This window comes from Pseudomonas sp. Irchel 3F3, from assembly GCF_900187545.1.
Lineage (GTDB): Bacteria > Pseudomonadota > Gammaproteobacteria > Pseudomonadales > Pseudomonadaceae > Aquipseudomonas > Aquipseudomonas fortuita.
The window spans coordinates 1-21,197 of sequence record NZ_FYDS01000015.1 but is presented as its reverse complement, the minus strand read 5'-3'; the positions used below and the strand labels follow the sequence as shown (position 1 = coordinate 21,197).

The 21,197-nt window shown below is 62.3% G+C and carries 18 protein-coding genes and 1 pseudogene; 8 read left to right on the top strand and 11 right to left on the bottom strand.

Translation table 11 applies throughout. The annotated features are described in order from the left end of the window. Positions 1–49: 49 nt before the first annotated feature. Both CKW35_RS25160 and CKW35_RS25155 read left to right on the top strand, forming a co-directional pair. Complete coding sequence (locus tag CKW35_RS25160; protein ID WP_023047906.1) at positions 50–937, top strand: pirin family protein; 888 nt, start codon at positions 50–52, stop codon at positions 935–937. Positions 938–1,159: 222 nt separating this feature from the next. Continuing rightward, positions 1,160–1,420: a DUF1652 domain-containing protein gene (locus CKW35_RS25155; protein ID WP_023047905.1), complete on the top strand. Its 261-nt coding sequence runs from the start codon at positions 1,160–1,162 to the stop codon at positions 1,418–1,420. Positions 1,421–1,440: 20 nt separating this feature from the next. Here CKW35_RS25155 and CKW35_RS25150 read toward each other — a convergent pair whose 3' ends face one another. From CKW35_RS25150 to CKW35_RS25120, 7 genes are all read right to left on the bottom strand, one after another. Beyond that, positions 1,441–2,055 carry a Yip1 family protein gene (locus CKW35_RS25150; protein ID WP_016486750.1) on the bottom strand — a complete coding sequence of 205 codons (615 nt, stop codon included), beginning with the start codon at positions 2,053–2,055 and terminating at the stop codon, positions 1,441–1,443. A gap of 86 nt (positions 2,056–2,141) precedes the next feature. After that, positions 2,142–2,429, bottom strand: coding sequence for a hypothetical protein (locus tag CKW35_RS25145; RefSeq protein WP_016486751.1), 288 nt, complete (start codon positions 2,427–2,429; stop codon positions 2,142–2,144). 166 nt (positions 2,430–2,595) lie between these two features. Beyond that, positions 2,596–3,243, bottom strand: a complete 648-nt coding sequence (alkB, locus tag CKW35_RS25140) for a DNA oxidative demethylase AlkB (RefSeq protein ID WP_016486752.1) — start codon at positions 3,241–3,243, stop codon at positions 2,596–2,598. 234 nt (positions 3,244–3,477) lie between these two features. After that, complete coding sequence (locus CKW35_RS25135; protein ID WP_023047904.1) at positions 3,478–4,923, bottom strand: curlin; 1,446 nt, start codon at positions 4,921–4,923, stop codon at positions 3,478–3,480. Between the two features lie 16 nt (positions 4,924–4,939). Then, positions 4,940–5,413 carry a curlin gene (locus CKW35_RS25130; RefSeq protein ID WP_016486754.1) on the bottom strand — a complete coding sequence of 158 codons (474 nt, stop codon included), beginning with the start codon at positions 5,411–5,413 and terminating at the stop codon, positions 4,940–4,942. A gap of 15 nt (positions 5,414–5,428) precedes the next feature. After that, a complete protein-coding gene (locus CKW35_RS25125) occupies positions 5,429–7,660 on the bottom strand; it encodes an Ig-like domain-containing protein (protein WP_023047903.1) in 2,232 nt (743 codons plus the stop codon). A 32-nt stretch (positions 7,661–7,692) separates the two neighbouring features. Next, complete coding sequence (locus CKW35_RS25120) at positions 7,693–9,021, bottom strand: hypothetical protein (protein WP_095117108.1); 1,329 nt, start codon at positions 9,019–9,021, stop codon at positions 7,693–7,695. A 267-nt stretch (positions 9,022–9,288) separates the two neighbouring features. On the opposite strand from CKW35_RS25120, the gene CKW35_RS25115 reads away from it, so the two are divergent. From CKW35_RS25115 to CKW35_RS25090, 6 genes are all read left to right on the top strand, one after another. Then, on the top strand, positions 9,289–10,200 hold the full coding sequence (locus tag CKW35_RS25115) for a LysR family transcriptional regulator (protein ID WP_023047902.1): 912 nt from the start codon (positions 9,289–9,291) through the stop codon (positions 10,198–10,200). Positions 10,201–10,298: 98 nt separating this feature from the next. Next, positions 10,299–11,228, top strand: coding sequence for a hydroxymethylglutaryl-CoA lyase (locus CKW35_RS25110; protein ID WP_016486758.1), 930 nt, complete (start codon positions 10,299–10,301; stop codon positions 11,226–11,228). Positions 11,229–11,252: 24 nt separating this feature from the next. Continuing rightward, a complete protein-coding gene (locus CKW35_RS25105) occupies positions 11,253–12,443 on the top strand; it encodes a CaiB/BaiF CoA-transferase family protein (RefSeq protein WP_031311977.1) in 1,191 nt (396 codons plus the stop codon). Between the two features lie 12 nt (positions 12,444–12,455). Continuing rightward, positions 12,456–12,980 (top strand): gamma carbonic anhydrase family protein, encoded by a 525-nt coding sequence (locus tag CKW35_RS25100; RefSeq protein ID WP_016486760.1) that lies wholly within the window; start codon positions 12,456–12,458, stop codon positions 12,978–12,980. Positions 12,981–13,047: 67 nt separating this feature from the next. Continuing rightward, positions 13,048–14,364, top strand: a complete 1,317-nt coding sequence (locus CKW35_RS25095) for an MFS transporter (RefSeq protein WP_016486761.1) — start codon at positions 13,048–13,050, stop codon at positions 14,362–14,364. Between the two features lie 43 nt (positions 14,365–14,407). Continuing rightward, complete coding sequence (locus CKW35_RS25090; RefSeq protein ID WP_095117106.1) at positions 14,408–15,688, top strand: OprD family porin; 1,281 nt, start codon at positions 14,408–14,410, stop codon at positions 15,686–15,688. Between the two features lie 5 nt (positions 15,689–15,693). On the opposite strand, the gene CKW35_RS25085 is transcribed toward CKW35_RS25090, so the two are convergent. The 4 genes and pseudogenes from CKW35_RS25085 to CKW35_RS25070 form a co-directional block, all read right to left on the bottom strand. Next, the gene (locus CKW35_RS25085) at positions 15,694–16,836 is read right to left on the bottom strand and encodes a DUF6708 domain-containing protein (protein ID WP_031311976.1); all 1,143 of its coding nucleotides are present in this window, start codon (positions 16,834–16,836) and stop codon (positions 15,694–15,696) included. Then, positions 16,836–19,514: a T6SS effector BTH_I2691 family protein gene (locus CKW35_RS25080; protein ID WP_095117105.1), complete on the bottom strand. Its 2,679-nt coding sequence runs from the start codon at positions 19,512–19,514 to the stop codon at positions 16,836–16,838. Before CKW35_RS25080 ends, CKW35_RS25085 begins: the two co-directional genes overlap by 1 nt. Positions 19,515–19,525: 11 nt before the next feature. Beyond that, positions 19,526–20,404, bottom strand: a complete 879-nt coding sequence (locus tag CKW35_RS25075; RefSeq protein WP_095117103.1) for a DUF4123 domain-containing protein — start codon at positions 20,402–20,404, stop codon at positions 19,526–19,528. Continuing rightward, a pseudogene (locus CKW35_RS25070) lies at positions 20,404–21,197 on the bottom strand (type VI secretion system tip protein VgrG); the annotation flags it as partial. The pseudogene CKW35_RS25070 and the gene CKW35_RS25075, both read right to left, overlap by 1 nt.

Here is a 21,197-nt window from a genome sequence, read left to right as displayed (position 1 = left end):
TGATTCGTATCATTGATAAGGTTATCCCAGCCAAGAGAGGAGCCTTCTCATGAAAAACATTCTGGGTATCCACCGCAGCCCACACGCCCATTGGGTAGGTGATGGTTTTCCCGTGCGCAGCCTGTTCACTTACGAAAACCTGGCCAGCCGGATCAGCCCGTTCCTGCTGCTGGACTACGCTGGCCCCCATGACTTCACCCCGACCACGGCGCGGCGCGGCGTTGGCCAGCACCCGCACCGCGGCTTCGAGACCGTGACCATCGTCTATCAGGGCGAGCTGGAACACCGTGACTCCACGGGTGCTGGCGGCCTGATCGGGCCAGGTGATGTGCAGTGGATGACCGCCGCCAATGGCATCATCCATGAGGAGTTCCATTCCCCGGGCTTTGCCCGCAGTGGCGGTACCCTGGAAATGGTCCAGTTGTGGGTCAACCTGCCCGCGCGTGACAAACGTGCAGCGGCCGGCTACCAGACGCTGCTGGCCAGCGACATCCCGGTGGTAGCGCTGGAGGGCGACGCCGGTAGCTTGCGGGTGATTGCCGGCGACTACAAGGGGCACCCAGGGCCGGCGCGGACCTTTACCGCGATGGATGTGTGGGACCTGCGGCTCAATGCCGGCACGGCCTTGCAGCTGCCGGTTGCTGTCGGTCGCAACGCGGCGCTGGTGGTGTTACGCGGTAACGTGCGCATCAATGGCGAGCGCGACGCTGGCCCGTCCAGCCTGGTACTGCTGGACCGGGACGGGGAGGATGTCACCGTGCAGGCTCTGGAGGGCACCAGTGTGCTGGTGCTCAGCGGCGAGCCGATTGACGAGCCGATCGTCGGTTACGGTCCATTCGTGATGAACAGCCAGGCGGAGATTGCCGAGTCGTTCGACGATTTCCATGCCGGGCGGTTTGGGCAGATGCAGGATGAACGGGAAGGGGCCGGCCATTGAACCGTGGCTGGTGATACCGGCACCGCTCGTCGTTAAGTCAGGCTTTGCATTCGAACCCTCGGCCCGCGAGCGCAATCTTCCACTAAGGTGCTAAGGGATTCCCCGCATCATCATTGCCCCGGCGCATGGACGCCTGCCAGGGCATGGGCAATATCAATTGGCGCCCCGCCCGATAAAGGCGTACTCACTCACAACAGGCCATCGCACAGAGAGGGTCGTACCATGTCGTTGATTGGAGTTTCGATGCTGGAGATGCGGCAGATGATCGAGCAGGCATGCCTGCCCGACCGCTGTGAAGTCAGCTGCCCGGACGGCGCCAACCTGACCATCCGCCTGGGTCAGGGCCAGAGTCTCGAAAAGAGCGTGACCCTCAGTGGGGTTCCGTTGCACAACCTTAACAGTTGCCGTGACCTGGTCCACCTCGTGGGGCAGTTGCATGCGCTGCGCAACAGCCACCCGGCGCCACTCAGGTCGCATGCTTGAGTGCACCTGGTTTGCCCCGGTCAGCCCAGGTTGGCCGGGCGCACGTATTCTGGCATCAGGCCGTTGAACCAGAACAGAACCATCGCCACGAGCAGGGTTACCAAAACCAGAAGCCCCACGCCCCACACGCATGTCGCGAACAGCATTGCCTGTTCCTTTTTAAGCCGCAGGAATGTCTGCAAACCGCCATACAGCAAGACGCTTGCATAGGCCGAAGCGGCCATTAGCGCGACGAAGGCCAACCAGCGAATCGGCAGCAGCCCGACTACCCCGGCGAAGAACCACGGCGTGGCGCAGTAGGCGGCAAAACCGATGCACTGGCTCAGGCTTGGATGTGCGTCGAACCCTCGTGACATCCAGCGGATCATCACCCCCATCAGCATCACGCCCACAACGGTGGTGGCATACAGCAGCCCCGCCAGTTGCGCGGCGCTACCCATGCCAAGGCGTACCCGCTCCTCGGCCGCCAGGCTCCAGCCGAAGGTGGTCGTGCCAATGAACAGGCACACGGCGGGTATCAGTGCCAAGGCCAGCAGCCGCGGCAGGTATTGCTGTGGGTGGTCTTCTTCGGCCCGACGAATATCCAGCCAGGCGTCGGCGGGGTGGGTGAAGAGCTTGAGCAATGGACTGTTCATGGCATTCTCCGGCGGGCAGAGGCCCTTTTGCTATGGAGAGACGCCGCGGTCGGCCGGTTCAGCTGGTTTAGCTGCCGTTGATCGGCTTACTGTAGCTCGAGCAGCAGGTTGAGGCCGCCATCGCCGCACTTGCCTTTGTCGCGAACCACCCCATGATAACTGCGCCCATCCCAGACGAAGGCCACACTGTGGGCACGGTCGACCTTGTCAGGCAGCGGCGGGCAGATATGCAGACGCAGCCCCGCTCGACCTTGAAGGTTGAGATCGGCCAGCTGGCACTGGCATTCCACGCTCTGCGCCACTGGGCCGAAAAGGGTGTCGCGTACGTAATCGAGCTGCAGCGAGGCGTTGGGGGCACGGCCAGGCATCTTCATCGGTAAGTGGCTCCGTGGCAACGGTTTGAGGGGCTAAGTGGGTTCGACATGGCAGGCTCCAGGCAAGGAAGGCGGCTTGATATTTGAAGCTTGCCTGGCCTGGATGTTCAACATGTTTCATGTGAATTCATCTTGTTTTGCGCCGGGTGGTAGAAGCGGGGCCTGTTCAGGGCCCCGCCTTGCGCAATGTCAGGTTGATCCGCCGCTCGCCCATGCGCGGATGCACGCCGGGTTTGATGGGCAGCACGCCGTGAAAGCGCAAGCGGTCCTCGCCGCCCCAGACCAACACATCGCCGTGGCTCAGGGGGATGCGACGGGGCTTGTCGGCGCGCTGCAGGCCGCCGAACAGGAACACTGCCGGTAGGCCCAGCGACACAGACACGATCGGCTGCCCGAAGTCCCGTTCGTCGCGGTCCTGGTGCAGGCTCAAGCGTGTGCCTGGCAGGTAATGGTTGACCAGGCAGGCATCCGGCACGAAGCCCTCGAAGCCGGCCAGCGCCGCAGCGCGGGCGGCGAGCGCGAGCAGAACCGGGGGCAGTGCAGGCCACGGCTTGCCACTGAGCGGATCGTTGGGGCTATAGCGGTAACCCTGTTCGTCACTCACCCAACCCAGCGTGCCGCAGTTGGTCAGGCCTACAGCCATGCGTAGGCCACCGGGCGTGTGCATGTGCCGGAAGGGCGCTGCACGCAGCACCGGGCGCAGCGCATCGAGCAGCGGCTCGGTTTCGGCCAGGGCAAAGCCGGGCAAAAGCACGGTATGGCTGGCCAGGCGTTGTGGCTGGGGGCCGAACAGGTCTAGGTCGGACTGGATCATGGCACCGCACAGGTTCGAGGGGGTGGATATTGTATCCCTGCAATTGCAATCCCCGCAGGAGCATCCTTGTGCGGCGAAGAGGCCGGTATGCCTCCCAACGATGTGCCAGTCCTGCAGGCCCTTTCGCAGCACAAGGCTGATCCTGCAGGGAATGCATATACCGGGCAGAGGGTGTGAGCGAAAAAGGAACCGCGGCACCAGGGAGAGGAGCACCGCGGTTCAAGGGGGAGCGGGTTACTTTTGGGTCACGGTGGCCAGGTTTGCACTGCCCAGCTGAGTGATGGTGGCGGTTTGGGCGATACCACTCTGGTCGACGAACGCCTTGTTGCCCTGGCCTCCCTGGGTCACGTAGGCGACGTTGATGCTGTCAGTCTGTTTGATGGTGGCTTCGTTGCCGCTGCCGTACAGCTGGTTGGTGTAGCTCTGGTTGCTGTAGCCGGATTGGTCCAGGGTAATGGTGTTGCCGGTGCCCTGGCTGTTGCCGTAGGCATAGTTGTCGGTACCGCGCTGGTCGGCGATCAGGATGTTGTCGGTGCCGTTCTGCTCGAAATACAGCTCATTGTTGACGTCGTCCTGCTTGGTCTGCATCTGGTTGCCTTTGCCCGTCTGGGTCAGCGTGGCCACCTGGTCAGCGCCTTTTTGGGTCAGGTTGACGCCGTTGCCGTTGCCGGTCTGGTTGATGGTGGCACTTTGGTTGGTGCCGAACTGGCCACCCATCTTGGCGCCTTTCCAGTTGCTGGCGGTGATGCTGTTGCCATTGCCTTTGGTGTTGATGGTCAGGTTGAGGTTTTCACCATTCTGGTAGGTGAAATGCAGGTTGTTGTTGCCGGTCTGGGTGATGGTGGCGGTCGCGTTATTGGTTTCGAACTGGTCCGACCAACTGGCGTTGGCATTGCCTTGCTGCGTCAGGCTGACCTTGTTGCCGGTGCCGAAGCTCTGGTCGATATAGCCCTCGTTCGTCTGCCCGGTCTGGACCACGGAAGCCTGGCTACCGACCTGGGTGTCCTGCCACACTTCCACCGAGTTGCCGCCACCGTACTGGCCAATGCCAATGGTGCCACCGGTGCCCTCACGCTGGTCGCCGTAGGCCCAGTTGTCGTGGCCATCCTGGTAGACCTGGATGTCGCCATCGACATGGTTCAGGTGCTCGGCGGCTGCATAGTTGTCCTGGCCGGTCTGGTTGACGGTACTGCGGTTGTTGCTGCCACCGAAGGTCTGCTCAAGGAAGGCCTCGTTGCGCTGGCCGGATTGCCAGCTGGCGGCTTTGCTGCCTTCCTGGGTGTCCTGCCACACGGTGGATTTGTTACCGACGCCTTGCTGGGTTTGCAGCGATTCGTTGTTCATCCCTACCGACTGGCTAGCGAAGGCATCGTTGTAGCTGCCCCCGGCAGTTTGGGTAATCTGGCTGCCGTTCTCGAACAGTTGCTCGGCGTAGCCGGCGTTGTACTGGCCGGTGGCGCTCTGCTGGATATCGCTGGTGCTCTCGGTTTGCACCGCCAGGTGGTTGTGACCTTTACCGGTCTGGTTCTGCGTGGCCGAAGCGAAGGATGCCTGGGTCTGGCTGACCTCGGCGATGTTGTCCTTGCCGTCCTGAGTCTGCGATGAGGTGCTGTCAGCAGCCATGGCCTGACCTGCGAGGGCCAGGACGATAGCGGCACTTAAAGGGGCGAGCTTGTACATGGTGGTGCCTCCAGGTCTATCGGTATTGTGTGATCTGCACATGTTGGCCATTGCCGGTCTGGCTCACGGAGCTGCTGAGGCCCGAACCGGACTGCACGATGCTGGCGCTGTTGTCGTTGCCGATCTGCTCGATGGCTGCGCTGTTGCTGCTGCCGCTCTGTCGGATCGACGCACTGTTGCCCTTTCCCTGTTGGCTGATGGTTGCCATCAGGTCACTGCCTTCCTGCAAGATGTACGCTTCCTGCGCACCGCCGGCCTGGACGATGCGGCCCAGCAGGGCCTGACCGTTCTGGTCGAGGGCGGCGCGGTTGCCTGACCCTTGCTGCTCGATCACTGCAGCCTGACCGGCGCCGACCGGTAGCAGGCGGATGATCACCGGTTCACCGAGGTCATTGCCGGGTGCAAGGTCGGCGTTGTCCATCAGGTCATCGGCCCAGCTGGCCTGGCCCGCCAGGGCCAGGCTGAACAGCAGTGGATACAGGCGCTTCATGGCGTTTCCCCGCCTTTACTGCACAACCACGTTGACGGTGCGGGTGGTACCCGGGCTGGTGGTGATGGTTGCCGTCGGCGCGGCGGTCGGGATGATCGTGGTGCTGTTGCTCACTGCCAGTCGCCAGCGGCCGGTCACGGGTACCGTGGTGGTACCCAGCGTTTGCACGCCGGTGGTAGTGGTGACCCGGACGGTGACAACGTTGCCCGTGGTTACCGATGAGGTACCGCTGATGTCCCAGTTGTACCGGTTGTTGGAGCGCGCCGTGACGGTGGCTGCCGTGACTGCGAAGGTTTCGGCGGCAGGCCGTGGCGACACGTTGACGGTGACCGTACCCGGGGTGGATAGCGCCCCCAGCGAGTCACGTGCCTGGTAGGTGAAGGTGGCGGTGAAGGCTGCAGTGACCGTGGCCGGTGGGGTGTAGGTGACGGTGGTGCCGTCGGTGCTGACCGTGCCCCGGCCGGCGGCCGGTTGGGTGACGGCAGCAACGGCCAGCGGCACGTTGCCCTCTGGATCGGTGTCGTTGGCCAGCACGTTGATGGTCAATGGCACGCCCAGGGTGGCGACGGTTTCCGGGTTGGCGGTCGGTGCCCGGTTAGGCGCAACGTTGATCGTGACCGTGGCCGGTTCCGACTTCAGGCCTTTGGAATCCACCGCCCGGTAGCTGAAGGTGGCCACCAGCGGTTGCGTAGCCCCGGCTGGCGGGGTGTAGGTAACCGAGGTGGTACCGTTGAGCACGACGCCGCCAAGGCCGGTACCGGGTTGGGTGAGGTCACTGATGGTCAGTGGCACGTTGCCGTCCGGATCGCTGTCGTTCAGCAGCAGGTTGAGGGTAAGCGGGATACCGACACTGGTGCTTCCGATGTCAGCCTGGGCCAGCGGTGGCTGGTTGGCCGCCTCGACGGGGGCGTTGCCGACCACGAGCACCGGTTCTACGTCAGCACCACCATGGGCAGATTTGACTGTCACGGTGGCTGGCGGTTGCGCCACGTCGTTGATCGTGATGCTTTGCAGCGTGCCCGATTTCGACAGGCGGCCGTAACCCTGGGCGAGCATGTCGGGGATCGCTACCTCATCACTGGACCTGGCCTCGATCAGCAGGCGCTTGTTGGCCCAGTCATATCGCGCGGTACTGACCTTGACCACGTCGGTCAGCTTGCTCGACAACGCGGTCGGCTGGGTGCCGCCGGCACTGTTGCTGGCCGTGACCACTACCACCGCAGGCGGTGCAGTCTGGCCAAGCTGTTGGTGGAAGAACAGGCCGTTGTTGTCTGCCGTCAGGGTGAACTGGCAGGGCGATGGCGGCGTGCCGACCAGTGCCAGGCCATTGCGCATGCACAGGCTGGCCTCTTTCGGCGCTTTGGCGAACACTTCCACACGGGTACCGCTGCCATTGCGTGAGTAGGTGGCGCGCTCCAGGGTGACCGGGGTTTGCGCGCGTGGGTCCAGCACCTTGCCCGAGACCGTGAACAGCGCGGTCTCGATGCGACCGGGCGGGCCGTCGATGCGGATGAAGTTGGTGTTGAACGGGCTGCCGGCCACGGCTTCCGGCCGGTTAGGGTCGCCGATGAAGGTTTCGGTGGCGCCGGTGTCCGGATTGACTTCGGTGTAAGGCCCGCCCACCCCGCGCAGCCATGGCCCGAGAGCGCCATTGAGCGCCCCTGTGAAGTTGCCCGGTGCCCCGATGCCGATGTCGCGGGTGATGTTGATCGCTCGACGACCGGGCGTGGTGACGTTCACGGTCTCGACACCGTAGGGGTGTGTGATGGTGTATACACCGGCACGGGGTACAGACACACGGATACGGATACGGGCGAAGCTCTGCTGGTCGCCGTCTACCGGGTTCTCGGCAGCAAAGGCTGCTTCCAGGCCGGCAACGTAGGCATCCAGTTCGTAGCCGCTGTTACCAACGGCAGGGATGGTGGCTTCGGCCAGGAACCAGAACATTTCTGGCGGCCAGTTGTCGGGGAACACCAGCGGCAATGCATCGTCGTAGATGCCGGGCTCTGGTAGCAGGGTGCACATGTAGGACGGTGCGGCCGGTGTGCCGGGCACCCGGGTACTGGTCGCGCGTGACTGGCACAGTTCCAGGGACTGGTTGAGGCTGTCCTTGTACCACATCGGGTAGCCGCCAGTGGCGAAGGTGTAGGGCCCCGGGTCGACATCAGACAACGCGGCAAAGGCGGCGCTGGTAACGGTGAGGGAAAAACCGGCGGCGAACAGCGCACGGCGCGACCAAGTGTTCATGCGGCCTCCTTGAAGGCTGAGCCTTTGTCTGTTCATGGCACCAGCACCACGTCTTCGGTGTCGCTACCCCCATTGGCACTGGTGACTTGCACCTTGGCCGGTGGGATGGGCGACAGGGTCATGCTCAACGTCTTCACGGCGCCGGTGCCGCCCAGGTTGCCGATCAACGTGCCGTTGCCGGTTTGTGCGGTGAGCACGGGCGGGGTGGTTTCGTCGCTGGTGCTGGCCACCAGGGTCAGCTCGCCGGTGGACAGGCGGTACTGGGCCTGAGTGATGGTGACCAGGTCGGTCAGCGGCATGTTGGTGGTGGTCAGGCTGCTGGTGGGGATCGACACGCTGTTGTCGGCGGTCAGTGTCACGAGGGTGCCGGCCGCCGGGTTCAGGGCCGACTGGGCGTACCAGGCGCCAGTGCCGTTGGCCTCGGTGAGGTTCAGGTTGGGCGTTTGGCTGGTCAGGGTGACGCTGGCTGGCGGCGGCGGGGCCATCACGAAGATGTCTTGCTGGGCGCGCAAGTCGCCGTTTTCGGTGTGCCGGGAGTAGGTGCTGCGCTGTGGCATCAGTGGGGTTGGCAGGGCCACTTCTGAAAGCTTGCCCGAAATGGCGAACAGTTCAGTGCGCAGGTCGATGCCGCCAGGGCCTTCGATGCGCACGAAGTTGGTGTTGAACGGGCTGCCGGTTACCCGTTCCTTAAGGTTCGGGTCACCGATGAAGCGTTCATTTCCTTCGGTGTAGGGGCCGTTGACACTGCGCAGGAAAGGCCCGACGTCGCCCTTCAGCGCGCCGGTGAAGTCGCCTGCGCCGGCGATGCCGATGTCGCGGGTCATGTTGATCGCCCGGCGGCCGGCGGCAGGCACATCGAACACTTCCACGCCGTAGGGGTGGGTGACCACGTAGGTGCCGGCGGTGGGTACATCGACCCGGATGCGCACCCGGGCGAAGCTGACCTGGTCACCCTCAACCGGTTCTTCGGCGGCAAATGCCGCTTCGATCGCCGTGCCGTAGCTGAGGTCGATGCCACGGGCGGCGTCGACGATGGCAGCGTCGGCGGTGAACCAGAATGCTTCGTCAGGGAAGTTGGTGGGGAAGGCGATGGGTTGGGTATCGTCGAACACGCCGGGTGTGGGCAGCAGCGTGCACATGTACGACGGTGCGCCGGGCGCGCCGGCAACCCTGGAGCTGACCGCCTTGGTCAGGCACAGGTCGAGGGTACGACCGTGGCTGTCCTGGTACCAGGCGGGGAAGCCGCCGTTGGCGGGAACGTATGCGCCTGGATCGACAGCATTCAAGGCAGCCTGCGCCGGGAGCTGGAGCATGCCGGCGAAAATCGCCACTGCCAGCGGGTGGGGTATCGGTCGGTGCATGAGTCAATTCCTCCTGCAAACGGGCCCATGGACTTGGGGCGTCTGGGAGGAGATCGGCAAGAGCTGTGCCAATACTTGAATTTTGCGGTGCGGGCCTTGTGGAGCAAGGGGGCGAGCCTTTTCGTGACGTATTCTGGAGGCGGCTGGCAATGGGCTGCGTTGCCCCAAGGTTGGGGATTGGGGCAAGTGATTCAAACCCAGTTTTCGCAGCAAATGTGGTTTTTGCTACATTGCACCGGCGGTCCCTTTCCCCTGCCGAGTCAAGCGATGCAACCCCTCGACCACCTTTCCCTGAGCCTGTTCATCGTCGTCTGCGAAGAAGGCACCATCGCCCGCGCTGGCGAGCGTGCATTCATGGCGCCCTCCGCCGTCAGCAAACGTATTTCTGACATCGAGGTACGTTTTGGCACTATCTTGCTCAAACGCAGCAAGCGCGGCGTTGAGCCTACCCCGGCGGGGCTGGCGCTGCTGCGCCATGCGCGGGAAATGACCCGCGCCATGGAGCGCCTGGACAGCGAGCTGAGCGAGTACGCCGACGGCGCGCGCGGCCATGTGCGGGTGCTGGCCAATGTATCGTCGATCATGGGTTTTCTGCCCGAGGAACTGTCGGCGTTCATGCTGCAAAACCCACTGATCCAGGCCGATATCGAAGAGCGCTTCAGCCCCGATGTCGTTCGTGGCGTGGCCGAGGGCAATGCAGACCTCGGCATCTGCCGCAAATCCATGGCGGCGGGTGACCTGGAGTTCGTACCGTACCGGCAGGATCACCTGGCCGTGATCGTTGCTGCTGATCACCCGTTGGCCGGCCGCAGCCAGATTGCCTTCGAGGAAACCCTGAGTTACGACCACCTGGGTCTTTCGGCCTTCGCTACCTTGAACGCCTTCATGCGTAAAAGCGCCGCACAGGCGGGCAAAGAGTTGTGCTTTCGTTCGTATGTATCGTCGTTCGACGCGGCCTACCGGCTGGTGCAGTTCGGCCTTGGCCTGGCGGTGTTCCCGCAAGAAGCCGTGGCCCGCTATGCGGCGTTGTTCGACCTGCGGGTCATTCCGCTGACTGACGACTGGGCGCTTGGCGAATTCGTCATTTGCATGCGCGCCCGTCACACGCTCTCGCTGTCGGCACGGCGCCTGCTTGACCACCTGCTGCTGCGGGCACCGCCCTGGCAGGTGGCGGGCTGATCCATCGTGGCTGACGATGGATCAGCCCGTGAAACACGTCTTTTCTGCTCGTCATCCAGCTCTTAGTCTGGCGCAACGCTTCAGCCAGAGAGACCGAGATGACAACAATAACAATCAACGAAGTCGGCCTGCGCGATGGCCTGCAGAGCCTGCAGACGACCATGCCAACGGCCGCCAAACGCCGCTGGGTCGACGCCGCGTACGCCGCCGGCGTGCGCCACATGGAGGTCGCTTCCTTCGTACCGGCACGCTTGCTGCCGCAAATGGCCGATGCCCGCGAAGTGGTGGCCCACGCCCTCACATACCCCGACCTGCAGGTGACGGTGTTGGCCCCGAACCTGCGCGGCGCCAGGGACGCACTTGAGTCTGGCGCCCATCGCATCGTCGCGCCGGTATCGGTCAGCATGGCGCACAGCCTGGCCAACGTGCGCCGCACGCCCATGCAAATGGTCGAAGAACTGGGGCGCATGTGCCAGCTGCGTACTGAAATGGCCCTGCATGATGTGCAGATCATTGCCGGCATGTCGGTTGCCTTTGGCTGCACGCGTCAGGGCGATGTCCCGCTGGCCGACCTGTGTGCACTGACTCACCATGTGATCGAAGCCGGTTGCGACCTTGTCTCGCTGGGTGACACCACTGGCTACGCCAACCCGGGCCAGGTGGCGGTGGTGCTTCAGGCCGTGCGGGCGATTGCCGGTGAGCGCCTCAAGGCCGCGCATTTTCATGACACCCGTGGCCTGGCCCTGGCCAACAGCCTCGTCGCGGTGCAGCAGGGCATCCGCGAGCTTGACGCCTCCCTGGCAGGTTTGGGGGGCTGCCCGTTCGCCCCTGGTGCTTCCGGCAATACCGTCACCGAAGACCTGGTGTTCATGCTGCAGAGCATGGGCTACGACACCGGGATCAATTTGCCTGCACTGATCGAGTCGCGCCATGTGCTGAGCGAGGCGCTGCCGGGCGAGCCCCTTTACGGCTGCATCGCCCGCGCCGGGCTACCGCTGAACTTTGCTGACGCCACCGACCCCGCCTGACCCGCCTGAACGAGGAATACCACGATGTCCAGACTTCCCTTGGACGGCATCCGCGTCGTCGAAATTTCGCATATGGTCATGGGCCCGACCTGCGGCATGATCCTCGGTGACCTTGGCGCCGAAGTGATCAAGATCGAACCCGTGCGCGGCGACGGCACGCGCCGTCTGCTGGGCGCGGGGGCGGGTTTCTTTCGCACCTTCAACCGCAACAAGCAATGCATCGCCGTGAATGTCGAAACCCCCGAGGGCCGCGAGGCCGTCCTGCAACTGATCGATACGGCCGACGTGTTCATCGAAAACTTCAAACCCGGTCGCATGCACACGCTGGGCCTGGACTACCCCGCGCTGCGCCAGCGCAACCCACGGCTGATCTACGCCTCGCACAAAGGCTTTCTCAGCGGGCCCTATGACAACCGCCTGGCGCTGGACGAGGTGGTGCAGATGATGGCCGGCCTGGCCTACATGACAGGGCCAGTGGGCCGCCCATTGCGCGCGGGCAGCTCGGTGAACGACATCATGGGCGGCATGTTCGGCGCCATTGGCGTGCTGGCGGCCCTCAACGAGCGCCACACCACCGGCAGCGGCCGAGAGGTGCAAAGTGCCCTCTACGAGAACTGCGTGCTGCTGGCAGCCCAGCACATGCAGCAGTACGTGGTCACCGGCGAGGCAGCAGCGCCGATGCCCAATCGCATCAGTGCCTGGGCCATCTATGACGTGTTCACCTTCGCCGGTGGCGAGCAGATGTTCGTTGCCGCCACCGGTGAAGGGCAATGGCACGCGCTGTGCCAGATGCTGGGGCAGACCACCTTGCTTGATGACCCGACACTGGCCAGTAACAACGACCGTGTGTTGCAACGGCCACGGCTGCTGGCGCACCTGGCCGAGGTGTTCGCGTCACTCGACGCCGGGCAATTGGCCCTGCAACTGGAGGCCAACGGCATACCCTTTGCGCCCATCCGCCGCCCGGAAGAATTATTCGACGACCCGCACCTGCAACAGAGCGGCGGTATGGCAGAGCTGCAACTTGAAGACGGCAGCCACACACCGATGCCGTTGCTACCGCTGTCGCTGGACGGCCAGCGCCTGCAGCCACGCCGGGCGATAGCGCGGATTGGCGAGCACACCCGCCAGGTGATGCGCGAACTGGGTTACAGCGATGAGCACATTGCCGAGCTGTGCGCGGCCGGCGTGCTAAAAACCGACGACGCAGCTTGAGGAGGGTTTGAGATGGCGATTTACCAATACGACACCCTGGCGCCCAACCTGCACCCGGAAACTTTTGTTGCCGAGGACGCCACCGTGATCGGCGACGTAACCCTCGAGCAAGGCGTCAGCGTATGGCCGCAGGCCGTACTGCGGGGCGACAACGAACCGATCCGTATCGGCCAGCGCAGCAACGTGCAGGAAGGTGCGGTGCTGCATGCCGACCCCGGCTTTGCGTTGACGGTGGGGCAGGGCGTGACCATCGGCCATCAGGCGATGTTGCATGGCTGCACCATTGGCGATGGTGCCCTGATCGGCATCCAGGCGGTGGTGCTCAATGGTGCGGTCATCGGCAACAACTGCCTGGTCGGTGCCGGTGCCATTGTCACCGAGGGCAAGGTATTCCCCGATAACTCGCTGATCCTGGGTGCACCTGCCAAGGTGGTGCGCGAGCTGTCGGCCGAGGCCATCGCCAGCATGCAGCGCAACGCCGCCGAGTACGTCGAAAAAGGCCAGAGCTTCAAGGAGAAACTGATCCGCATCCGCTGAAACACCTGCTGGCGGCGCCCCTCGATGCGTCGCTGCTCTCCAATAATTACAAGAATGGAGATCCACCATGGTTGCCATGACCGGCGAACTGGCGCGCGAGCGCAACGACAGTCACATCAATGAACTGCTGCTGTACCGCCGTGTGGCCTGGCGCATCATGCCGCTGGCCATCATCTGCTTCCTGTTCTCGTACTTCGACCGCATCAACATCAGTTTCGCCAAGGCCCAGATGCAGCAAGAGCTGGGCCTCAGCGATGCCGCCTATGGCCTGGCCGCTAGCATGTTCTTCGTCGGCTATGTGCTGTTCGAAGTGCCCAGCAGTCTTGGCCTTAAGCGCTACGGGGCACCGGCGTGGATCTGCCGGATCATGGTGTCGTGGGGCCTGGCAACGGCGGCGCTGGTGTTTGCCTATACCCAGTACACTTTGTATTTCCTGCGCTTTCTGATCGGCGTGATGGAGGCCGGTTTCGGCCCGGCGATCCTGTTCTACCTGGCATGCTGGTTCCCCCGCAAGCACCTGGCGAAGATGAATGGCCTGTGGTTTTTGGCGGTGCCGCTGGCCGGTGCGGTGGGCGGCCCGGCGGCGGGCTTTTTGCTGGGGACCATGGACGGCGTGCTGGGGCTCGCGGGATGGCACTGGTTGTTCCTGATGTCCGGGCTGCCGTGTGTGCTGCTGGGCCTGCTGGTGCTGTGGAAGCTGGACCGTGACATCGAGGCAGCGAAATGGCTGAGCCGCGAGGAGAAGGACCTGCTGGCGGAGAACCTGGCCCAGGACAAACGCGCCGCAAAACCCATCCTCGGCTCGATCTGGCGAGTATTGCTGACCCGCGAAGTGGCGATCATGGCGTTCATCTATTACGTGATCAAAACTGCGTCCTATGGCCTTAACTTCTGGATGCCGCACCTGATCAAGTCGTCAGGTGTGCAGGACATGCTGTGGGTCGGTGTGCTGTCGGCATTGCCTTACGCGGTGGCCTGCATGGGCATGGTGTTGCTGACCCGTCGCTCTGACCGTACCGGCGAGCGCAAGCGCTACCTGGTGTACTGCCTGCTGGCGGCAGCTATCGGTTACTTGCTGGCGTGCCTGTACGCCGACTCGTCGCTGGCGATGATGGCCGCGCTGGTGCTGGCCACCGCGGGTACCTTCATCGCCATCCCGATCTTCTGGACCATCCCCCAATCGACCTTCTCGGGCTTGGCAATTGCCACCGGCACTGCTGCAATCAACTCGGTCGGGCAGCTAAGCGGCATCGTCGCACCGGTGATGGTGGGCAAGATCAATGATCTCACTGGTAGCAACTCCATGGGCATGTTGTCCATCGCCCCGCTGATCCTGATCGCCTGCCTGGTGGTAATGCGCTACGTGCGCAACCCCCGAACCTGATTGGCGCTGAGTCTTCGAACAACAACAAGAACAAGGCACACCCATGATCATTACTTCCCGGCGAGTATCGCTGATGCTCGGGGCGCTTTGCTGCGCCTGTCAAAACGCGCAGGCCGGCTTCATCGATGGCGCCAGCGGTAGCCTGGAACTGCGTAATTTTTATTTCGACCGCGACTTTCACGGTGACAGCGCCGCGCAATCGCGACGCGGTGAATGGGCCCAGGGGTTCATGCTGCGCTTGCAGTCTGGCTACACCGACGGCCAGGTCGGCTTTGGTCTGGACGCAGCCGGCATGCTGGGCCTCAAGCTGGACTCTACCCCCGACCGTAGTGGTTCCGGCCTGTTGCCGCGGGGTAGCGACAAACGCGCCGCGGACGACTACACAAAGGCTGTGGCTACCTTCAAGGCAAGGCTGGCGCAGAGTGAGTTGAAAGTGGGTGGCCTGAGCCCACAACTGCCGTTGCTGGCGTCCAACAACAGCCGCTTGTTCCCCCAGTGGTTCAACGGTGCGCAACTGGTGAGCAAGGACTTGAACCGGTTTACGCTCACCTTGCTGCAGGTGGATGCCACCAAACTGCGTGACTCCACCGACTACGAGGACCTGACCGCCATGGCGCAGCAAGGGGCCTATTCGTCGACGGTCACCAGTGATCGTCTGCGCTACGCCGGTGTCGATTACCAGCCGCTGGACAACCTGACCCTGAGCGTTCACACCAGCGCGCTCGAAGACCTGTTCCGGCGGGATTTTGCCGGGTTCAAGTTCAAGACCCGTCTCGGGTCGGGGGATGTGTTCACCGAGTGGCGCTGGTTCAATGCACAGGAGCAGGGCCGGGCGTTGCTGGGCGAAGTCGACAACCAGACCCTCAGTACCAACTTCGGGTACAGCGTGCAGGGCCATACATTCAGCGGGGGGTATCAGAAAGTGCGTGGCGATACGGCATACGCCTACGTGGGTGGCACCGATACTTACCTGTTCAGCGAACAGCAGGTCAGCACCTTTGCCCTGGCCAACGAACGGGCGTGGATGCTGCGCTATGACTACAACTTTGCTGCAGTGGGCATCCCTGGGCTCACGTTCAACGTGCGTTATGTGAAGGGCGACCAGGTCGACCCGCAGCGCATTGCCAGCGTCAAGGGCAGGGCGCTGGCGGCTGGCGACGGAGAAGGGCGGGAGTGGGAGCGGACCACGGACGTCACCTACGTGGTGCAATCGGGGGCGCTCCGGAATGTGTCGCTGCGTTGGCGCAATGCGAGCATGCGCTCGAATTTTGCCGATGCAGCGGATGAGAACCGGGTGATTGTGGGGTACACGTTCGAGTTCTGACGCAATCACTCTGTGGGGTTGGCCGGTTTCTCTCCCGCTTTGGACTTGCGTGGTTTACGTGGCTTTTTCTCAGGCCGTTTGCCGGGTTTGAGCTGCCAGCGGTAGGCATTGGCGAGCAGGCGCTCCTGGATTGCGGGTGGGTAGTCGCTCAGGGTGGTCACGGGTGGTACGGGCTTGCCGGGCAAGCCGGCCTCGCGGATTACTTTCGGCCAGCGCGGTCGCCAGCACAGCAGCAGGCTGAGCCAGTGGCCGGTGCCAACGATGACGAAAGCGGGCCACACGAACAGCAGGATAACTTTGAACAACCAGCTGCTTTTGCGGAAGAAACGCCCGAGCCCCTCGAACTGGGCGCTGAATGCCTGGATGGGTGAGGGGAGTTGTGTGCTCAGGCGGGGGCGGGGGACGGCGTGTGGGCCTTCTTCCATGTAGCGGCGGATGAATTCCCACTCGTCACGCAGTTCGCTGCCGCCTTGGCCTTGCTTGCCGAGTAGGGCCATTTCCATGTGGGGAAGGCCGGTGCGGCTGGGGTGCCAGACTAGCCCTAGTCGCATGCCCAAGCTGAGTGAGTCATCTTCTGGGTCGATGGCTGTGCTTCCGGTTGTTTTCCAGGGGAAAGTGACGATGCCGCCGCAGTATTTCGGTCGATGTAGGTGAACTTGTTGGGTTGCTCGATTGAAGCGAATGAGTAGGTGACGGCTAGTCAGCATTTCTAGTCGGGTTAAGTGAATTCCATACTTTGAATAAAGATACACTAAGGTCGAGGTGACTGAGAGCATTATAAGCGTTGTAAGAATAGTGATTACAGAGCGACCCTCAGGGTCTGTGATGTCCATCCAAATAAACCCGGTGGTGATGTAAAGTCCCACAGCAACGGCCGGGGCGATGGCTCCGAGCGTTGCGAGCGTAATAAGGCCGCGCTTTTCTTCTGAGCCACCACAGCGAATGTCTAAGAAGATGTCGTTAAAAGCGAATACAGGGCCTCTTGCGCGTGGGTTTTCACTAACGGGCTGAAAGTGCATTTCTTCATCCAGCTCGCCCTCATACAAATCTTGACGCTTCTCATTCGGTGTCAGTTCTGCTTCATATGCTTTTCGCGCAGCTTCGGATTCAGTAGCCATTTGCCAAAAACCCCATTCGATCAGATACATCACAATACCTCGCTGAATGCGGTGTGCAGGGTCTTTAGTTCTTCCTGTTCTTCAAACGGTTTTAAGTTCTTTGCAAGGCGGAAACTGCTGCGTTTGCACCACTTTTCCAAAGCGTCGTCTTCAAATATGTAAATTATCACTGTCAGGACCAGGCCGATCCAGAAAGCGCCAAGAATGAGGCGGGCAAGTAATAGCCGAGCGGCTTGCGTTCCGAGCTTTTTTGCAAGCTCTCTCAAGGACGTGGATACCATCCTAGCCAGCTTGGTTTTGGCATTATGAGAAAGGTATTCGAAGAGAGGCTTTGCAATCGCGACTGCTGTTCCTAACTCTGCTAGCGAAAGGGTTATTGTCGCCATTCCTCTTACAAAATACGTAGCAGCCAAGAGTCTAGAGTTTTTTTGAGCCTGCTTGGTAGCGCCACTCTGGCTGCTTTTGAAGTGCTCAACCGAATCTGTGAAATCCCACCACGCCAGTAGTGAACCTCCGATACCAGCCAATCCCGCCCCCCATAGCTTCAACCTTCCCAATGTTGCGGCCGCCCCTTTCCCAGTCACACTGTTAGCGCCGTATCGGGTGACCACTTGGTCTACATAGCTGGCCCCAATTTCAAAACCCGCAGCAGCCGTGGTCATCGCGGCCGCCAAGAGTTCGGTCTTCACCCGCGCATCACTGTCAGGCAGCTCGCGGGCTTTGAAGGCCATCAGCATGCCTTCGATGAGGCATATCAGGCCCGCAGCACGAACTTTATAGAAATCACTTTGCTTGTTATCAGCCTGCATTAGCCCTTCGGCCCAGGCTTGATCCAAGTACCGTGCAATCTGGCCACCGGTGCGTTGCGGATTGATTGGCTGCCCACTTCGTGCAGCTTCACTCACGCGTATTTCGACAGCCGTTTCATGTACCGAAGCAAACAACGCCAGGCGCAGGCCATGGTGCATCGCTCGGTCTGGGCTGCTCGGTGCCCCGGTTCTCAGTACCTGTCGCCCCAGCGCGACGTACCATCCATACAGGCCGATGCTGACGCTGCTGTTCCGCTTCTGCAGTTCTTCATACAGCGTGTTGATGCGTGCAAAGGCATTCGCTGCGGCATGGGCGCGTTTGGCAAGGCCTTCGGCCAGCGTGAAGTTGGATTCTGCGGGTGGTTCGGCCTTGGCTGTTTCCAGCAGCGCCGCAAGCACCTCTCGGAGGTCGTCCTGGTTATAGCTGATGCCGCGTATCGCCAGGTTGCCCCGGTCGGCCACGTCGCTGCGCCACCAGTGGTCCAGCACCTTGGTGCCCCATTCACTCAACTCCATGCCGATCACGCACTGGCCGGTCTGCTCGGCAAAGGCCAGGCCGTTGATCAGGTCGGCGTTATCGTAACGGTCCAGCGCTTGCAGCAAACGTTCGCTGACTACCCAGCGGGCATGGTCCTTGGCGCGGTCTTCTGCCGCTTGCTGGGCTTGTTGCATGGCCTGCTCAAAGGCTTCGAGCTGATCGTGCATGGCCTGACGGTCGACCAGGTGGCCGTATTTCTGGTCGAACTTCTTGCTGAACTCGCCAGCCTCCTGACGGGCCTGGACCTTGGCACGGACGTCGCGCTCGAACTGCGCCAGGTGAGGCTTCATGCGTTCATCATGGGCATCGGCCTGCTGCCTGGCCCGTTCGGAAAACGCGTAGATCTCCGCGTGCACGTAGGGTTGGTTGCGTATGTTTTCAGCCATGACTTCGCGCTTGACGATCTGCTCGGCCATCATCTGCGGGTAGAGCTTTTCGATCTCCAGGAACGACTGCGCGACCAGCAGCTTGCGCTCGTTGTCCACGCCGGGTTCCACGGTGCGTTCCAGCCACTTGGTCTTCACATCCTCGACAGCGGCGTTGCGCCAGGCGTTGAGCTCCTGGGTAATGCCGAGGGCGTCTTCGATGACGATGGCGGCGCCCCGGGGTTTGCTCTGGTTCATTAGCGGCGCCAGCGCTTGCCGTGAGGCGTGCGGCGAGACGATCTGGTCATTGTTGAACGGCTGCAGGTCCAGCAGCGCCTGCAGGTCTGTATCGTGCTGTGCCTTGAAGTCAGCCACCCAATTCAGCTGGTCATGCTTGAGCACGTGGGGCTGGGGTGGGGCGTCGGAGGGCTGGATGAAACGGGCGATATCGATCGCAGGCAGGCTGCTGCGGTATTCGTCGTCAAGCAGGCGGTAATTGTCGAGCATGCGCGGGGTCAGCGGGGAGGGGCTGAACAATGGGCGCAGCTCCTGGATGTCGTCGAGGTCGTACAGGGTGATGGTCCAGCCGAAGCTGCGGATGATGTCATCCAGATTGCCAGTGAGGGGGGCGGGCGCCCACGGTGAGTCGGCGCTGATGTACAGCAGTGAGCCATTGGGCGCGACGCGGTACTGGCTGTGCCACTCGTAGGCAGGGGCGCTGTGGCGTTTGATCAGCAGGTAGAGAAAGCCCTCGCGCAGGGGGCGGATGGCGTAGCTGGAGTGGGTCAACTCGCCGACGTCCTGAAAGGGGCTGAGATAGCCCGGTAGTTTCGGCAGGCGGGCACGTTGTGCCGGGTTGCCGCCGATGGCGGCGTAGCGCAGGGGTAACAGTTCGAAGCGGCGGGTGCAGTTGGCGACCGGGCTGTTGCGCAGGGCGGGGCGGTAGCCGGTGGTGATACGCCTGCACAGCTCGAGGGTTTCGCTCAGAGAGTCCATGGTTATTTGCCTCAGTCCTTGGTGCGCAGGCATCGCTGCACATTGTCCATCAGGGATGTCTGTTGCTCGCGGGTGGCGGCAATCGCCTCCTGCCAGGCCGGTGAGTTACTGAGTTGTTCCCCACCGCGAGCCAACATGAGCACATAGCTGATCAGATCGTCCTCACGGTCCAGGCCTTGCTCGCGTGCCTGATCCAGGTAGTGCTGGATCAAGCCAACCCGCGTGCCGTGGCAAGCGGCAGCCAGGGCAGTGCAGGACGGCTCGCCTTTGAGCAACTCGGCAAGCTGATAGCTCAGTGGGTCACCTGCCAATTCGGCCCAACACGCTTCGTTCAGCGTGATGGGCGGGAAGTGCGTGGATTGGGGCTGATCACCACCGGATATCTGCAGCCACACCCGCTTGTTCGGGTGCGCGACGGGCGACCACCAGTGGTGGATGGGCGCCAGCCATTCGCTTATACCGGGCAGTTCACGGTGCGTATCCAGCACTTGCAAGGCTGCAGCGGTGTGAAAGCGCAGGAGGTACGAATGGCCGTCAGCACCCGTGACGATGTTGGCGCGGCTTAAATGCCGCGCAAGCCGGTCGGGGGGTAGGGCGCTGACTATCCAGCCGCATACTGCGCCCGCTGCACCCTGCTCGAGTTGCCATTGAAAATCATACTGGGCCGAGACATCCGAGCCCGGGCGCGAACCAAACAACCAGGGGCCTGCTGTGCGCAGGTTGGTGAACTGGGCTTGCTGCAGCAGTGGCCAGCAGCGGTCGGCGTAGTACCCGGTCAGTCTTTCCTGCACCTCGGGAGCCAGATTGGCCATTTCCACGATCGCGCTCAGGCGGTAACGGTCGGATACTCGCAGCACCTCGACCATCGCTCTGACAAATGGGCTGGGCATCAGCTTGCTCCTTCCATGCGAATCATGTTGTGGCCGTCGGCGATCGCTTTCAGCAGGCAGCTGAGGCAAATAGGTTCGCCGGGCTCAGGTACACCAGAAGTTGAAGTGATGCGATTGCTACCCGTAGCTTGCTGGTTGACCGGCCCTTTGAAGGACAGCGCAAGGCCGTCCAGCGTGATACCGGCGCCATCGATTCGAAGCAGGCCCGCCGGGCTCCTGATCGTCAGGCTTTCGCTGACCTGAATGTCATAGACCTTGGTGGTGTGCCGGATAGCTTCACCCGTTTTCAGGTTGTGGTGACCGGCCACGACCTGTTCCAGATGGCCGCCGATTTCTACCGTGTGGTTGGCCTTGGTGATGTCCTGGCGGTGGTTGCCTACCTGTTCGATTCGATCCTTGCCTGTGGTGATCGTGTGGGTGCGACCAATGCTCAGGCTGTCGTCGTTGGCGATTTCATGTACCCGGTTCTGGCCAATGCCGACGGACTCGTCACGGGCTACTTCTTCGCGACGGTCCTGCCCAATAGAGATTGTCTCGTCCCGTTCCACGCGTTCCGTGCGGTCGTTGCCCACCCGCGTGGTTTCGTCGTGCTTGACGATGTTGTTCTGGTCTCGCTGGGCATGGATGAACACTTCCTCCTTGCCCAGTTCATCCTCGAAACGCAGTTCGTTAAAACCATCGCCCTTATGGGTCTGGCTCTTGATGGTCATCCGCGTCTTGTGCTTGGGCAGGTCATACGGCGGCAGCTGATTGCCACAGTAGGTGCGCCCGGTGATCATCGGCTGGTCCGGGT

Excerpts from the sequence above, each read along its gene's own strand:
- CKW35_RS25160 (WP_023047906.1), top strand. The coding sequence starts at position 50 with ATGAAAAACATTCTGGGTATCCACCGCAGCCCACACGCCCATTGGGTA.
- CKW35_RS25155 (WP_023047905.1), top strand. The coding sequence starts at position 1,160 with ATGTCGTTGATTGGAGTTTCGATGCTGGAGATGCGGCAGATGATCGAG.
- CKW35_RS25150 (WP_016486750.1), bottom strand. The coding sequence starts at position 2,055 with ATGAACAGTCCATTGCTCAAGCTCTTCACCCACCCCGCCGACGCCTGG.
- CKW35_RS25145 (WP_016486751.1), bottom strand. The coding sequence starts at position 2,429 with ATGAAGATGCCTGGCCGTGCCCCCAACGCCTCGCTGCAGCTCGATTAC.
- alkB (WP_016486752.1), bottom strand. The coding sequence starts at position 3,243 with ATGATCCAGTCCGACCTAGACCTGTTCGGCCCCCAGCCACAACGCCTG.
- CKW35_RS25135 (WP_023047904.1), bottom strand. The coding sequence starts at position 4,923 with ATGTACAAGCTCGCCCCTTTAAGTGCCGCTATCGTCCTGGCCCTCGCA.
- CKW35_RS25130 (WP_016486754.1), bottom strand. The coding sequence starts at position 5,413 with ATGAAGCGCCTGTATCCACTGCTGTTCAGCCTGGCCCTGGCGGGCCAG.
- CKW35_RS25125 (WP_023047903.1), bottom strand. The coding sequence starts at position 7,660 with ATGAACACTTGGTCGCGCCGTGCGCTGTTCGCCGCCGGTTTTTCCCTC.
- CKW35_RS25120 (WP_095117108.1), bottom strand. The coding sequence starts at position 9,021 with ATGCACCGACCGATACCCCACCCGCTGGCAGTGGCGATTTTCGCCGGC.
- CKW35_RS25115 (WP_023047902.1), top strand. The coding sequence starts at position 9,289 with ATGCAACCCCTCGACCACCTTTCCCTGAGCCTGTTCATCGTCGTCTGC.
- CKW35_RS25110 (WP_016486758.1), top strand. The coding sequence starts at position 10,299 with ATGACAACAATAACAATCAACGAAGTCGGCCTGCGCGATGGCCTGCAG.
- CKW35_RS25105 (WP_031311977.1), top strand. The coding sequence starts at position 11,253 with ATGTCCAGACTTCCCTTGGACGGCATCCGCGTCGTCGAAATTTCGCAT.
- CKW35_RS25100 (WP_016486760.1), top strand. The coding sequence starts at position 12,456 with ATGGCGATTTACCAATACGACACCCTGGCGCCCAACCTGCACCCGGAA.
- CKW35_RS25095 (WP_016486761.1), top strand. The coding sequence starts at position 13,048 with ATGGTTGCCATGACCGGCGAACTGGCGCGCGAGCGCAACGACAGTCAC.
- CKW35_RS25090 (WP_095117106.1), top strand. The coding sequence starts at position 14,408 with ATGATCATTACTTCCCGGCGAGTATCGCTGATGCTCGGGGCGCTTTGC.
- CKW35_RS25085 (WP_031311976.1), bottom strand. The coding sequence starts at position 16,836 with ATGTATCTGATCGAATGGGGTTTTTGGCAAATGGCTACTGAATCCGAA.
- CKW35_RS25080 (WP_095117105.1), bottom strand. The coding sequence starts at position 19,514 with ATGGACTCTCTGAGCGAAACCCTCGAGCTGTGCAGGCGTATCACCACC.
- CKW35_RS25075 (WP_095117103.1), bottom strand. The coding sequence starts at position 20,404 with ATGCCCAGCCCATTTGTCAGAGCGATGGTCGAGGTGCTGCGAGTATCC.